The following is a 12715-nucleotide window of genomic DNA, read 5'->3' as shown; positions in this document are numbered from 1 at the left end:
GAGGCACTGCAGCGCCATGGACCGTCGCACGCTGATCGTTTCGGGGCTCGTCAGCCTGGGCGCCCCGGCGCTTGTCGGGATCGCCGGCGCGCGCGCGCAGCCGGTTCCCGGCGCGCCGCCCTCGGCCGGCGCGACGCCCACCACCGCCGACAACACCTATGGCGAGGACGAGATCGTCCACAATGTCTCCGACTTCCTGGGCGTGACGGCGGAGTCGGCCGGCGGGGCGGTCGAGAAGCTGTTCGCCAAGAACGGCCGGCCCACCGCCTATATCGCCGGCGAGGAGGGCTCGGGCGCCTTCGTGATCGGGGCCCGCTACGGCCGCGGCCTGATGTACATGAAGAACCACCAGCCGATGGAGGTGTTCTGGCAGGGCCCCTCGGCCGGCTGGGACTTCGGCGGCAACGCCAGCCGGGTGTTCACGCTCTGCTACGGCCTCGAGGTTCCCGAGCGGATCTTCCAGCGGTTCCCGGGCGTCGAAGGCTCAGCCTACCTCGTGGGCGGCCTGGGCGTGAACTACCAGCGCGCCGACGAAATCACCCTGGCCCCGATCCGCGCCGGCGTCGGCCTGCGGCTGGGCGCCAATGTGGGCTACCTGTCGTACTCGCGGAAGCGGCATAAGATTCCGTTCTAAAACCGCACACCGCATTGGGTATTTAGCCGCCGAACGCCGTACGGAGCTTGTCCATGTGGGACAGCACCGGGTTGGCCGGTTCGCCGGTTCCGCTTTCCAGGTACATGCGCTTGTCCAGGTGGCGGACGCGCTCATAGAGGCGCTCGGCGCGGTCGGTCAGGCGGGTCAGGCCGCGGGGCAGTTCGCCCCGCGCAGCCTCGGCCTCGGCAGCCTTGGCGATATCCTGGGCGTTTAGCCGGTAGCGGTCCTCGCACGCCGAGGCCGGGGCCATGTCGCCCTCGCGCACGGCGCGCTGGACCAGCAGCCACGAGGCCACCTGCATCAGGCGCGTGGTCAGCCGCATGCTCTCGGCCGCATAGGCCAGCGCGGCGTTGCGCGACAGCAGCTTGCTCTCCTGGCGGCCTTCGCCGTCCAGGTAGCTGGCGGTCTGCTCGACCAGTTCCATGCCCTCCTGGAAGGTTCGCTCGAACAGCTCGGAGCGGGCGAAATCCTGGATGACGTCGTCGCGCCAATCGGGGCTTTGGGTATCCTGCATCAACTCAACTCTACATCAGTATCGGTTTCCACGCCCTGAACGAATGGACGCGGCATCGTGCGGGCTATGCAACCGCTGTGCCAGCGCCCGCATCGTCCCCGTCGGGGTCGAGTCGAGGATTTCAGCTCGAACGAGTCGAGAAGAAGGAGTCGGCGGCGGCGCGGCTCGATCGCTTCTTGCCGATCTGCGCCTCCACCCGGGCGGCCTCCGCCGCCAGGATCTCGAGCCGCTCCTCAAGCTCCGCCACACCATAGAGCTCCAGGTCCTCGCGGACAGCCTCCAGCAGGCGTTGCCCGCGACCGGGCCGGACTTCAGCAGGTTCATCCATCGCCGAACCCTCCTATGCGTCCCCCGACTTGGGGTTTATCTGAACCCGCGTTGCCGATCCGCGCAAGTTTCAGGACCTTTTCGATGACCAGCCCGATCGAAGCCGAGACCATGACCGCGGTCGTCATCGAGGGGGGCAAGGGCCCGGCCTCGGCGCTGAAGGCGGCGCAGATCCCGCGGCCGCAGCCCAAAACGGGTCAGGTGCTGATCCGGGTGAAGGCGGCGGGCGTCAACCGGCCGGACATCATCCAGCGCCTGGGCATGTACCCGCCGCCGCCCGGGGCGCCGGACACCATGGGCCTGGAGGTCGCCGGCGCGGTGGTGATCGGCGCCGGGCGCTGGAAGGCCGGCGACCAGGTCGTGGCCCTGCTGGGCGGCGGCGGCTATGCGGAATATGCCGTCTGCGACGCGCGCCACGCCCTGCCGATGCCGGCGTCCCTGAGCTTCGTCGAGGCGGCGGGGCTGCCGGAGACCGTGTTCACCGTCTACGCCAACGTCTTCGAGCACGGGTCGCTGAAGGCCGGCGAGACCCTGCTGGTGCACGGCGCGACCTCCGGCATCGGGGTCACCGCCATCCAGATGGCCAAGGCCGCCGGCGCCAAGGTGATCGCCACGGCGCGGGGGGCGGACAAGGCGAAGACCGCGCTGGCGCTGGGCGCCGACGTGGCGGTCGACGCCACCGCCGAGGACTTCGCCGAGGTCGCCAAGCGCGAGGGCGGGGTCGATGTGGTGCTGGACATGGTCGGCGGCGACTATTTCACCAAGGACCTGGACGCCATCCGCACCGGCGGCCGCATCGTCTTCATCGCCGCCCAGGCCGGCGGCGAGGTGGCCCTGCAGATCTTCCGCATCATGCAGAAGCGCGCCGTGATCACCGGCTCCACCCTCCGCCCCCGCGACGCCGACGAGAAGGCGCGGCTGGCCGGCGAGGTCGAGCGGGTGGTCTGGCCATGGATCGCCGCCGGCAAGGTCAAGCCGCAGGTGGATCGGACGTTTCCGCTGGAAGAGGCCGCCGCGGCCCACGCCCACCTCGAAAGTGGCGCGCACGTGGGCAAGGTGATCCTCACCGTCGGTTAGCGCTCGTCCAGGCTCGCCCCGACCCGCTGGGTCTTGGTGTCGAACAGGCCGCGGCCGGGGACGTGGTTGACCTCCAGGCGGATGCCGTCGGGGTCTTCGAAGAGGACGGAGTAGTAGCCCGGCGCGAACTGGTCGACCTGGGGCGGGTGGACGATCGTCGCGCCGATCGAGACCATGAAGGCGTGGACCGCGTCGACATCGGCCAAGTCGCGCACGCGCCAGCATTGGTGGTGCAGGCTGCCGACCCGGTATTGCGCGTAGGCCGCGCCCGCATGCGCCGGGTCCGGCCGGCGGATGCCGAAGCCGGTGCGGCCGCCGACGCAGTAGTAGGTGTCCGGACTGTCGGCGACCTCCTGCAGCCCCAGGAACGGCAGCAGCTGGCGGTAGAAGGCGACTGAGGCCTCGAAGTCGCCGGCGGTGATGAAGGTGTGCGCGACGCCGTTGATCTCGACCATGCGGGTCCTCAGTGCTTGTCGGTCTTGCTGGTCAGCCAGTCCATGAGGGCCAGCAGCACGCCGGAGGTGACGAACGTGAGGTGGATGCCGACCAGCCAGCTCAGGCGCCGGTCGGTGATCTCCTGGCCCTCGGCCAACTGCATGAAGGCCTTCAGCAGGGCGATGGCGCTGATCGCGGCGATGGAGGCCATCAGCTTCATCTTCAGGCCGGAGAAGTCGACCTTGCCCATCCAGCCGGGCCGGTCTTCGTCGTCGCCGGTGTCGATCTTGGAGACGAAATTCTCGTAGCCCGAGAAGATCACGATCAGCAGCAGGTTGCCGGCCAGCGACAGGTCGATCAGCGACAGCACCATCAGGATCGCCTGTTCCGGCGACATGACGAACAGGTGGGAAAGCTCGTGCCAGGCCTCGTTGACGAAGACGACGAGCAGCGCGGCCAGCGCGACGACGAGCCCGACATAGAAGGGCGCCATCAGCCAGCGGGAGCGGAACAGGCCCAGCTCCAGGATCCGCTCGGCGTTGGGCTTGGGGCGGGTCGGGGAAGGCTCGCTCATCCCTCCTAGGTAACGGCTGGAGGCGCCGGCGCAAGGCGCCTCCGCGCGTCAACGCGGCGAGCGGGCGAACAGCCAGAACACCACATTTTTGCCGACCGCCAGGGCCAGGAACGGCGCCGCCGCCAGTCCGGCGCGGGCGTGGAAGCCCGGCGTAGAGCAGATCGCGTAGGCGCCGGCGCCCACGGCGAAGAAGGCGCCCAGGCGCGCGGCTGGGCCCTGGGCTGGTCGCGCAGCAGCACCGCGGCGATCAGCGCCAGCAAGCCCACGATCCCGCCGCGCAGCAGCAGGTTGAACTCGGCGAGGGTCAGGAGGTCCGCCATCGCCCGATCAGACCCCGATCGCGGCCCGCGGTCTAGCTTCGCAGTTTCGCGCCTACGGCCTTGGACGCCGCGGCGACGATCCGGCCGGAGAGAGCTTCGATCTCGCCCTCGGTCAGGGTCTTTTCGCGGGGCTGGACGACCACCTCGACGGCGACCGACTTCATCCCGTCCGGCACGCCCTGGCCCTGGTAGACGTCGAAGATCCGGGCGTCGGCGATCAGGGCCTTGTCGGCGCCCAGGATCGGGCGGACCAGGTCGCCGCCCGGGGTGTCGGCGGCGACCAGGAAGGCGAAGTCGCGGCTGAGCGGCATCAGGGGCGAGAGGTCCAGCGCCGGCTTGGTCTTCACGCCCTTGCGCTTCGGCTCGGGAATGGCGTCGAGGTTCAGCTCGAAGGCCAGGATCGGGCCGTCGGCGTCCAGGGCCTTGAGGATGCGCGGGTGCAGTTCGCCGAACTCGGCGACCACCACCTTGGGGCCGAGCTGCAGGCGGGCTGAACGGCCCGGATGCCACCAGGCCGCATTCTGGCCCTGCACCACCTGCAGGCCGGGTGCGCCCAACTCGTCCAACAGAGCGAGCAGGTCGCCCTTGAGCGCGAACAGTGGGTCGGTCCCGCCCTTGATCCACGACTTGGGCGCATGCGGGGCCAGCAGCGCGGTGATCGCTGTCCACTGGTCGCCGGGCTCGTCGCCGCGGAAGTTGGGGCCAACCTCGAACAGGGCCGCGTCGGCGAAGCCCTTGCGGGCGTTGCGTGCGGCGGCGTCGACCAGGTTGCCCAGGGCGGTCGGGCGCATGGTGTCGAGGTCCGAAGCGATCGGGTTGGAGAGCACCAGCTTCGCGTCGCCGCCGCCGAACAGGGCCGCCCACTCGCGGCGCATGAAGCTCCAGGTCAGCGCCTCGGCATAGCCGCGCGCCGCCAGCGCGCGGCGGGCGTCGCGCATGCGGCGCTGGCGCAGGGTGAGCACGCCGCCGGCCGGCCGGGCAATCGGCGGCAGCGGCGTCTCGGGGAGGTTGTCGAAGCCCTCGATGCGGGCGACTTCCTCGACGAGGTCGGCCTTGCCGCCCACATCGCGTCGCCAGGACGGCGGGGTGACGTGGGCGCCGTCCACCTTGAAGCCGAGCCTGGTGAGAATTTCGTCGATCCGCGCCAGGCCGACGTCGAGGCCGGACAGCTTCTTCACATAGGCCCGGTCGAAGGCGATGGCGGTCGGCGGGGCGGGCGCCTGGCCGGCGACCCGGACTTCGGAGGCCTCGCCGCCGCACAGCTGCAGGATCAGGGCCGTGGCCAGCTCCAGGCCGGGGACCAGCGAGGCCGGATCGACGCCGCGGGCGAAGCGGTACTGGGCGTCCGAGGCGATCCCAGTGGCGCGGCCGGTCTGGGCGGTGCGGATCGGGTCGAACCAGGCGCTCTCGACGAACACCTCGGTCGTGGCCTCCGAACAGCCGGTGGAGACGCCACCCATGACGCCGCCCAGGCCGATGGCGCCCGAGCGGTCGGCGATGACACAGATCTCCGGGCCGGCCGGATAGGTCTTGCCGTCCAGCGCTTCGACGGTCTCGCCGTCGCGCGCCAGGCGGGCCTCGATGACGCCGCCAGCGATCTTGCCCGCGTCGTAGACGTGCAGCGGCCGGCAGCGATCGACCGAGATCAGGTTGGTGACGTCTACCAGGGCGTTGATGGGGCGCAGGCCGACGGAGATCAGCCGCTGCTGCAGCCAGGCCGGGGAGGGGCCGTTCTTCACGCCGCGGATCAGCCGGCCGGCGAACACCGGGCAGGCGTCGCCGTCGACCTTGATCGCGATGGGGCAAGGGAAGGCGCCCGTGGCCGGCGCGGTGGTGTCCGGCTTCAGCGTCCCTAAGCCCGCGGCGGCCAGGTCGCGGGCGATGCCGCGCACGCCCAGCCAGTCGGGCCGGTTGGGCGTTACCTCGAAGTCGATCACGGCCTCCAGGCCCAGCGCCTCGGCGGCGTTGGCGCCCACGGCGAGGCCATCGTCCAGCTCCAGGATCCCGTCGGACTCCTCGGCCACCTCCAGCTCCCTGGCCGAGCAGAGCATGCCGTTGGAGATCACGCCGCGCACCGGCCGCGCCTCCAGCGTCACGCCGGAGCCCGGCACGTAGGCGCCGATCGGAGCGTAAATGGTGGTCAGGCCTGCGCGCGCATTGGGCGCGCCGCAGACGATCTCCTGGCGGCCGTCTATCGTGTCCACCTGGCAGACCCGCAGGCGGTCGGCGTTGGGGTGCTGGTGGGCCTCGACGATCTTCGCCACCGTGAAGGCCGCCAGCTTGGCGCCCGGGTCCGCGACATGCTCGACCTCGAGCCCGGCCATGGTCATGGCGGCCACGACCTCGCCGACCGTCGCGGTGGTGTCGAGGTGTTCCTTAAGCCAGGACAGGGTGAACTTCATGGCGCGAGCTCGCACATTTGAAGCCTTCTCCCCTTGCGGGAGAAGGTGGCAGCCGGAGGCTGACGGATGAGGGGTTGCGCCAAGGCCACAAGCCCTGGCGGCGCGTGTGTCGAAGCGGATTGAGCGTCGAGAGGCCGGCGCGACCCCTCATCCGACCTGCTCCGCCGGCCACCTTTTCCCGCAGGGGGAGAAGGATGGTGCAGGGACGTCATGGCTGGCCGTCCTCGATAATCTCGACCAGCCGGAAGCGCTCGCAGTTGAGCAGCATGGTCGGGGCGAAGCCGCCGTTGCGGGTGAAATAGCGCCGATGGGCGGCGCGCCAGGCGGCCAGGGTGCGGTCGTCCTCGCCCTCGTGGTGGGCGAAGGCGGCGTCGACCTCGTCGAACCGGCGCTGGGTCAGCTCGACGGTCTCCAGCACGGCGCGCGGCCGGCCTGCGCCGTCCTTGGCCACCATTGGCTTGCCGACCTCGGCGCCCTTCAGGCCCTCGGCCGCGGCCCAGCAGGTCGCGGTCTTCTTGCCTCCCAGCACCAGGGCCAGAAGTTCATCGGCCAGCGCCGGCCCGTCGCCGAAGCTGAACGACTCCAGGCTCCGCCAATCGACGCCGGTCATGACAGCCCCGTTGCCGGGTTCGGCGCCTGGAAGGCCGAGAAGCCATAGTGCTCCAGCCAGCGGACGTCGCTGGCGAACATGTCGCGCAGGTCGGGCATGCCGTACTTCAGCGTCCCCAGCCGGTCGACGCCGAAGCCGAAGGCGAAGCCCTGCCACTCGTCGGGGTCCAGGCCGCAGTTGGCGAGCACGTTGGGGTGCACCATCCCGCAGCCGACGATCTCCAGCCAGTCGTCGCCCTGGCCGATCTTCACATCGCGGCCGGAGCGGTCGCACTTCACATCCATCTCGGCCGACGGCTCGGTAAACGGGAAGTGGTGCGGCCGGAAGCGGGTCTCGACCACCGGGGTCTCGAAGTAGCGGCTGATGAAGGTGTCCAGGGTCCACTTCAGGTGGCCCATGTGGATATTGCGGTCGATCACCAGGCCTTCCAGCTGGTGGAACATCGGGGTGTGGGTGGCGTCGCTGTCCGAGCGATAGGTGCGGCCGGGCACGATGATGCGGATCGGCGGCGACTGGCTGGTGGCGATCCAGCCGGGCAGCTTGTGGTTCTGGCCCTGCTGCATGACGCGGATCTGCACCGGGCTGGTGTGGGTGCGCAGCAGCTTGCGCTGGCCGGCTTCGTCCTCGGGCAGCCAGAAGGTGTCGTGCATCTCCCGCGCCGGATGCCTGGGCGGGAAGTTCAGCGCGGTGAAGTTGTGGAAGTCGTCCTCGATGTCCGGGCCTTCGGCCAGCGAGAAGCCCAGGTCGGCGAAGACGGCGATCATCTCGTCCATCACCTGCATGGTCGGGTGCACCCGGCCACGGCGTTCGGGCGGCGGCGGCAGCGAGAGGTCGACCCGCTCGGCAGCCAGCCGGGCGTCCAGGGCGGCGGTCTCCAGGTGGTCCTTGCGCGCGGCGATGGCCAGGGTGACGGCGTCGCGCAGGCCGTTGATCTTCGGCCCCTGCTCGCGGCGCTCGTCGGGCGACAGGCGGCCCAGGGTCTTCAGCAGTTCGGATATCGAACCGGTCTTCCCCAGCGCCTCGACACGGACGGCTTCGAGGGCGGCGAGGTCCTGCACGGCGGCGACGCGGGCCGACAGGTCGGCTTCGAGTTGGGAGAGGTCGGTCATCAGGGGGCTGTCCTAGATGAGGTTCTTCAGGAGCGAGCAGCAAAAAGCCCCCCGGCGGTTCGGCCGGAGGGCTCTTGAGGCTTCGGGATCTGTCGATCCCGGGCCTTAAGCCAGCGCGGCGCGAACCTTGTCGGCGATGGCCTTGAACGCGACCGGATCGGCGCCGGCGATGTCGGCGAGGACCTTGCGATCCATTTCGATCCCGGCCTGGTCAAGGCCGTGAATAAACTGCGAGTAGGTGAAACCCTCGGTGCGGGCCGCGGCGTTGATCCGCTGAATCCACAGCGACCGGAACATCCGCTTGCGGATCTTGCGGTCGCGATAGGCGTATTGGCCAGCCCGGTCCACGGCCGCCTTCGCGGTGCGGATGGTGTTCTTGCGGCGCCCGTAGAAGCCCTTGGCCTGCTCGAGAACCTTCTTGTGCCTGGCGTGGGCGGTGACGCCCCGTTTGACGCGTGCCATCTGTCAGCTCTCCCTAAGCGAGGCCGTAGGGGATCCAGAGCTTGATGATCTTCGCGTCGGACGCGCTCATCACCTTGGTGCCCCGGTTCTGACGGATGTACTTGGCGTTGTGGCTGATCAGGCGGTGCCGCTTGCCGGCGACGCCGGCCTTCAGCTTGCCGGAAGCCGTGAGCCGGAAGCGCTTCTTCACGCCCGACTTGGTCTTCAGTTTGGGCATTTCACGTCGGGGCGTGAACACCCCGTCCTCTAGGTCGTGTTGATGAACCGCCCTGGCATGCCTTTGGGCCAGGCGGTTCCGAAGGGGCGGGTGAATACGGGAAAGAGGCGGGGAATGCAACTCTCCGCTGCCTTGCGGGTCGCGCTGCCCAGGTCCCTCTCCTGTCGGGGGAGGTGTCGGCGGAGCCGACGGAGGGGGTCCGCTCAGAACGTCGGGCGCAACCGATCTCGGCGCCGCTGATGTGTCCGGTCGGACGGTCGTGAAGGACCCCCTCACCCGCTTCGCGGGAGCTCTCCCGAAGGGGAGCAACTTGAGCGTCACGCCAGCCGCGGCGAGCGTTTCACCACCATGGCGGCGAACCACAGCGCCGGCAGCACCAGCACCGCCGAGAAGGCGAACGGCGCCCCCACCGAGACCATCGAGAACAGCGCGCCCGCCGCCACCGGTCCGCCGATGCGGGCGGCGGCCATGCCGCTCATGTTCAGGCCCAGCATCTCGCCCTGGCGGTCGGGTGGCGCGGCGCGGCTGATCAGGGCGGAGATGTTGGGGAAGCAGATCGACTGGCCGATGCAGACCAGGGCGAAGCCCACGATGGCGATCGGCCAAGTAGGCGCCAGGCCTTGGGTGGCGATTCCGACGCCCATGAACGCCAGGCCGCCCATCAGGGTGCGCGCCTCGCCGTAGCGCCGCGCCAGCCGCCCGGACAGCCACCCCTGGCAGACCGCGCCCAGCAGGCCGATCCCCATGAACGCCGCGCCGATCTGCTTCGGCCCCCAGCCGAAGCGGGCCTCGGTCCACAGGCCATAGGTGGCCTCGATGCCGGCGAAGCCCACCACGACGATGAAGCTGATCATCACCACCCGGCCGATGATCGGATGGCCGAAGCCTTCCTGCAGGCGCGGGGTGCGCACCTGGCCGCGCGGCGGGACGGCGGTCTTCGGCCGGGTCTCGCGCACCAGGAAGACCACCGCCAGCGCCGAGGCCAGGGCGAACCCGGCCGCCACCAGCAGCGGCAACTGGAAGCCGAGCGCGCCGCGGCTGGGCTGGGCCAGGAAGCCGCCGATCGCCGGGCCGGTGGTGAAGCCGGCGCTGAACGCGGCGCCCATGATCCCCATCCGCTGGGCGCGCTTCTCCGGCGGGGTGATGTCGGCCATCGCCCCCTGCAGGGTGGAGATGTTGCCGGCGAAAATCCCGGTCAGGAAGCGGATCGCGAAGGCCACGGCGATGTTGGGGGCGAAGGCCAGGGCGGCGTAGCTGACACCGACCATGGCGATGGTGGCGATCATCACCGGCCGCCGGCCGATCCGATCCGACAGCTTCCCCCAGATCGGCTCGCCGATGAACTGGCCGACCGAGAAGGCCGAGAACAGCAGCGTGACCTGCCAGGCCGAGGCGTGGAACGCCTTGGCGAAGAACGGCAGCAGCGGGATCACCAGGCCGAAGCCGGCGATCATCAGATAGATCACCGCCAGCAGGACGATCAGCGCGCGGCGCTCCTCGGCGGGCGCGAGCACGCTGGGGATCATTGCGCGACCCGCGCGATCCGCCAGGCGGCGGCCCGGCGCGCGGCCATCACCGCCAGCCAGATCGACGGCGCCACGATGATTGCGCCCAGATAGAACGGACCGTCGATACTGATGTGGGTGAAAGCCAGACTGGCGCAGAACGGCCCGGCGACGCGAGCCAGCGCCCCGGTGGCGTTGTTGAGCCCGAGGAACTGGCCCTGGCGGTCGGCCGGCGCGGTCTCGCTGACCAGGGCGCTGACGTTGGGCCAGGCCACCGACTGGCCGATGGCGGTGACGCACATCAGGGCGATGACCATGGCGGCGTGGGTCGACAGCGGCTGCAGTAGCTGACCCACCAGGGTGAGCCCCATGCCGACCGCCAGCATCCGGCCCTGGCCGTAGCGCTCGGCCAGCGGGCCGGTGACGAAGGTCTGGGTGAAGGCCGCGGTGATGCCGATGAAGGCGAAGCACAGCCCCACCTCCTTAGGCCCCCAGTGGAACTTCGCCTCGCTCCACAGGCTGAAGGTGCCCTCGATGCCGGTGAAGGCGAAGCCGACCAGGAAGGTCAGCAGCATCAGGCGGCCGATCACCGGATGGCGCACGGCCTCGCCGGTGGCCTCCCAGCGGCTGGGCTGGCGTTCAGTGCTGCGCCCGCGGCTCTCGCGGATGAACAGCAGGATGGCCAGCGCCGCGGTGGCCGCCAGCCCCGCGGCGATGAACATCGGGATCTGGAAGCCGATGGGGCCGACGCCGGGCTTGGCGAACACCCCGCCGACGCTGGGCCCGACGATCAGGCCGATGTTCCATGCCGAGCCCATGTAGCTCATGGTCCGCGTCCGGCCTTCCGGCGGGGTCACGTCGGCGATGTAGCCTTGCACGACGGAGCCATTGCCGCTGAACATGCCACCCAGGAAGCGGATGGCCAGCGCCGCCCAGACGTTGGGCGCGAAGGCCAGCGCGAAGTAGCAGAGGCAGGTGCAGCACAGCGTGGAGATCAGGATCGGCTTGCGCCCATAGCGGTCCGACAGCCGGCCCCAGAACGGCTCACCGAAGAAGCTGCCGGCGGAAAAGGCCGAGAACACCAGCGCGATCTGCCAGGGCGCCGCGTTGAACGACTGCCCATAGAACTGCAGCAGCGGGACGATGATCCCGAAGCCCAGCATGTTGATGAAGATGACGGCGATCAGCGACAGCGCGGCCAGGGAGGGCGGCGCTGCCTCCCGTGGCGGCGTTTCGGACATGGCGGGGTGTTAAGGCGTGGCGCCCGGGCGGGCAAGGCTGGCGGAGAGGCGGGCGGCCGATGGCGGGTCAGCGTGGCAAGTTGGGGACAGATCAATCCCTCCGCCCCGTCATCCCGCGACTTGTTCGCGGGAGGCGTTTATATACTTTGCAAACGCGTTAGCCGTGACTGACTAGGCTGATAAACCACACGACCGGTGCAGCCAGAACGGCGGACCAGACGAGCAGCCAGATGTAGGCGCGCTTGCTGATTGGGCCGGGCGTTCCCCAGAAGCGGAGGACCACCGGGCCACCCATGGCTCCCCTGATCATGCCCGCGATAACCAGAGACACGCCCAGCCATTCGAGCAGGACGATCATTTGGGCTTTTCGGCCTTAGGCTTTCCTGGCGCCTTAGCCAGCTTCTTCAGCCGCTCGTCAAAGGCGTCTTCGTCCTCGTCGCACTCTAGCTCGCGGGCCAGGTCGCGGAACTTGTCGAGCTGGGGCTTGGGCTCGTCGGACATCGTTAGTCCTTCATAGAAAGAAGGCTCTCGTACATTGCGGGCCAGTATTCGCTCATTACCATGTTCGTGTATCGCTGCGGTAGATCGACAAGCCGCGACACCTCCAACGCGCTGACTCTGTCCGCCGCTCGCGCCTTGATAAGGATTTCTCTTGCGGCCCACGGAAAGAGAACCGCGACGGCCTGGAGGATTCCGATACGGTCACTGACGGTCGGCAACCCGTCCTTTAATCCATCTTGGTACTCTGGGGGGAGGACGATCTTGTCCGTGAGGTTCTTAACCTCGGCAGGGGTCGACGCGCGCCATTGATCCGGATCGAGGATGTGTAGCAACTCTTTGCAGCAGACTAGCCTTTGCCAGTCGTCGGTAAGGCTCTTGGCGTAGAAGATCCCGGCTACGGATTTCGTGACCGCCTGGGTCGCGTCGGTGGGGTACTCAAAATCGTTGATCTCGTCCCAATGGACGAACTGCCCCCTGAGAACCGCATCTTTGATGTCTACGGGGAAAAAGTAGACTTCATCTTTTACGCCACGCGTCCGCAGTGACGCCAGGACATCATTGACATCCACAGGCGCGCTTCGGCGCCCGGAATACTCTTCAATCATGTTGCCGATAGCCATTGGTTTTCCACAAAGAAAAAGGGCTCGGTTTTCACCGAGCCCTTCCAATCTGGTGCTCTGATTCTTTTACAAATCAGCGAAAATCACACCCAAGTCAACGGTGGGTTGCTTGCTGCGGGGTGCCTCCAGGGACCCGGCGGAGGCGC

General features: G+C 68.8%; 17 protein-coding genes. 2 read left to right on the top strand and 15 right to left on the bottom strand.

The features are described from left to right. The first annotated feature begins 16 nt into the window (after positions 1 to 16). The gene (locus Q0R13_RS18265) at positions 17 to 634 is read left to right on the top strand and encodes a DUF1134 domain-containing protein (RefSeq protein ID WP_293906621.1); all 618 of its coding nucleotides are present in this window, start codon (positions 17 to 19) and stop codon (positions 632 to 634) included. Between the two features lie 22 nt (positions 635 to 656). On the opposite strand, the gene Q0R13_RS18260 is transcribed toward Q0R13_RS18265, so the two are convergent. Both Q0R13_RS18260 and Q0R13_RS18255 read right to left on the bottom strand, forming a co-directional pair. Then, a complete protein-coding gene (locus Q0R13_RS18260; RefSeq protein WP_293906619.1) occupies positions 657 to 1169 on the bottom strand; it encodes a DUF1465 family protein in 513 nt (170 codons plus the stop codon). Positions 1170 to 1290: 121 nt separating this feature from the next. Further along, positions 1291 to 1497 (bottom strand): DUF1192 domain-containing protein, encoded by a 207-nt coding sequence (locus Q0R13_RS18255; protein ID WP_293906617.1) that lies wholly within the window; start codon positions 1495 to 1497, stop codon positions 1291 to 1293. Positions 1498 to 1580: 83 nt separating this feature from the next. Between Q0R13_RS18255 and Q0R13_RS18250 the strand changes: the two genes are divergently transcribed. Further along, positions 1581 to 2573, top strand: coding sequence for an NAD(P)H-quinone oxidoreductase (locus Q0R13_RS18250; protein WP_293906615.1), 993 nt, complete (start codon positions 1581 to 1583; stop codon positions 2571 to 2573). Here Q0R13_RS18250 and Q0R13_RS18245 read toward each other — a convergent pair. From Q0R13_RS18245 to Q0R13_RS18185, 13 genes are all read right to left on the bottom strand, one after another. Continuing rightward, on the bottom strand, positions 2570 to 3028 hold the full coding sequence (locus Q0R13_RS18245) for a VOC family protein (protein WP_293906613.1): 459 nt from the start codon (positions 3026 to 3028) through the stop codon (positions 2570 to 2572). The two genes, Q0R13_RS18250 and Q0R13_RS18245, sit on opposite strands and share 4 nt — an antisense overlap. Positions 3029 to 3036: 8 nt before the next feature. After that, on the bottom strand, positions 3037 to 3582 hold the full coding sequence (locus tag Q0R13_RS18240) for a TIGR00645 family protein (protein WP_293906611.1): 546 nt from the start codon (positions 3580 to 3582) through the stop codon (positions 3037 to 3039). Positions 3583 to 3630: 48 nt separating this feature from the next. Continuing rightward, the gene (locus Q0R13_RS18235) at positions 3631 to 3765 is read right to left on the bottom strand and encodes a hypothetical protein (protein ID WP_293906609.1); all 135 of its coding nucleotides are present in this window, start codon (positions 3763 to 3765) and stop codon (positions 3631 to 3633) included. A 169-nt stretch (positions 3766 to 3934) separates the two neighbouring features. Continuing rightward, on the bottom strand, positions 3935 to 6304 hold the full coding sequence (gene pheT, locus Q0R13_RS18230; protein WP_293906607.1) for a phenylalanine--tRNA ligase subunit beta: 2370 nt from the start codon (positions 6302 to 6304) through the stop codon (positions 3935 to 3937). Positions 6305 to 6512: 208 nt separating this feature from the next. Continuing rightward, on the bottom strand, positions 6513 to 6914 hold the full coding sequence (locus tag Q0R13_RS18225) for an ASCH domain-containing protein (RefSeq protein ID WP_293906605.1): 402 nt from the start codon (positions 6912 to 6914) through the stop codon (positions 6513 to 6515). Then, positions 6911 to 8023 carry a phenylalanine--tRNA ligase subunit alpha gene (pheS, locus tag Q0R13_RS18220; protein WP_293906603.1) on the bottom strand — a complete coding sequence of 371 codons (1113 nt, stop codon included), beginning with the start codon at positions 8021 to 8023 and terminating at the stop codon, positions 6911 to 6913. Before pheS ends, Q0R13_RS18225 begins: the two co-directional genes overlap by 4 nt. 105 nt (positions 8024 to 8128) lie before the next feature. Further along, on the bottom strand, positions 8129 to 8485 hold the full coding sequence (gene rplT / locus Q0R13_RS18215; RefSeq protein WP_293906601.1) for a 50S ribosomal protein L20: 357 nt from the start codon (positions 8483 to 8485) through the stop codon (positions 8129 to 8131). 13 nt (positions 8486 to 8498) lie between these two features. Then, positions 8499 to 8702: a 50S ribosomal protein L35 gene (rpmI, locus tag Q0R13_RS18210; protein ID WP_293906599.1), complete on the bottom strand. Its 204-nt coding sequence runs from the start codon at positions 8700 to 8702 to the stop codon at positions 8499 to 8501. 317 nt (positions 8703 to 9019) lie between these two features. Further along, complete coding sequence (locus Q0R13_RS18205) at positions 9020 to 10228, bottom strand: MFS transporter (protein WP_293906597.1); 1209 nt, start codon at positions 10226 to 10228, stop codon at positions 9020 to 9022. Next, a complete protein-coding gene (locus tag Q0R13_RS18200; RefSeq protein ID WP_293906595.1) occupies positions 10225 to 11448 on the bottom strand; it encodes an MFS transporter in 1224 nt (407 codons plus the stop codon). Before Q0R13_RS18200 ends, Q0R13_RS18205 begins: the two co-directional genes overlap by 4 nt. A gap of 157 nt (positions 11449 to 11605) precedes the next feature. After that, positions 11606 to 11806, bottom strand: coding sequence for a hypothetical protein (locus tag Q0R13_RS18195; protein WP_293906593.1), 201 nt, complete (start codon positions 11804 to 11806; stop codon positions 11606 to 11608). After that, on the bottom strand, positions 11803 to 11949 hold the full coding sequence (locus Q0R13_RS18190) for a hypothetical protein (protein ID WP_293906591.1): 147 nt from the start codon (positions 11947 to 11949) through the stop codon (positions 11803 to 11805). Before Q0R13_RS18190 ends, Q0R13_RS18195 begins: the two co-directional genes overlap by 4 nt. A 2-nt stretch (positions 11950 to 11951) precedes the next feature. Then, positions 11952 to 12569, bottom strand: a complete 618-nt coding sequence (locus Q0R13_RS18185; RefSeq protein ID WP_293906589.1) for a hypothetical protein — start codon at positions 12567 to 12569, stop codon at positions 11952 to 11954. Between the last annotated feature and the right edge of the window lie 146 nt (positions 12570 to 12715).

This window comes from Phenylobacterium sp., assembly GCF_025351295.1.
In the GTDB taxonomy this organism is placed as follows: Bacteria; Pseudomonadota; Alphaproteobacteria; order Caulobacterales; family Caulobacteraceae; genus Phenylobacterium.
This window is presented reverse-complemented; position numbering and strand designations above follow the sequence as displayed.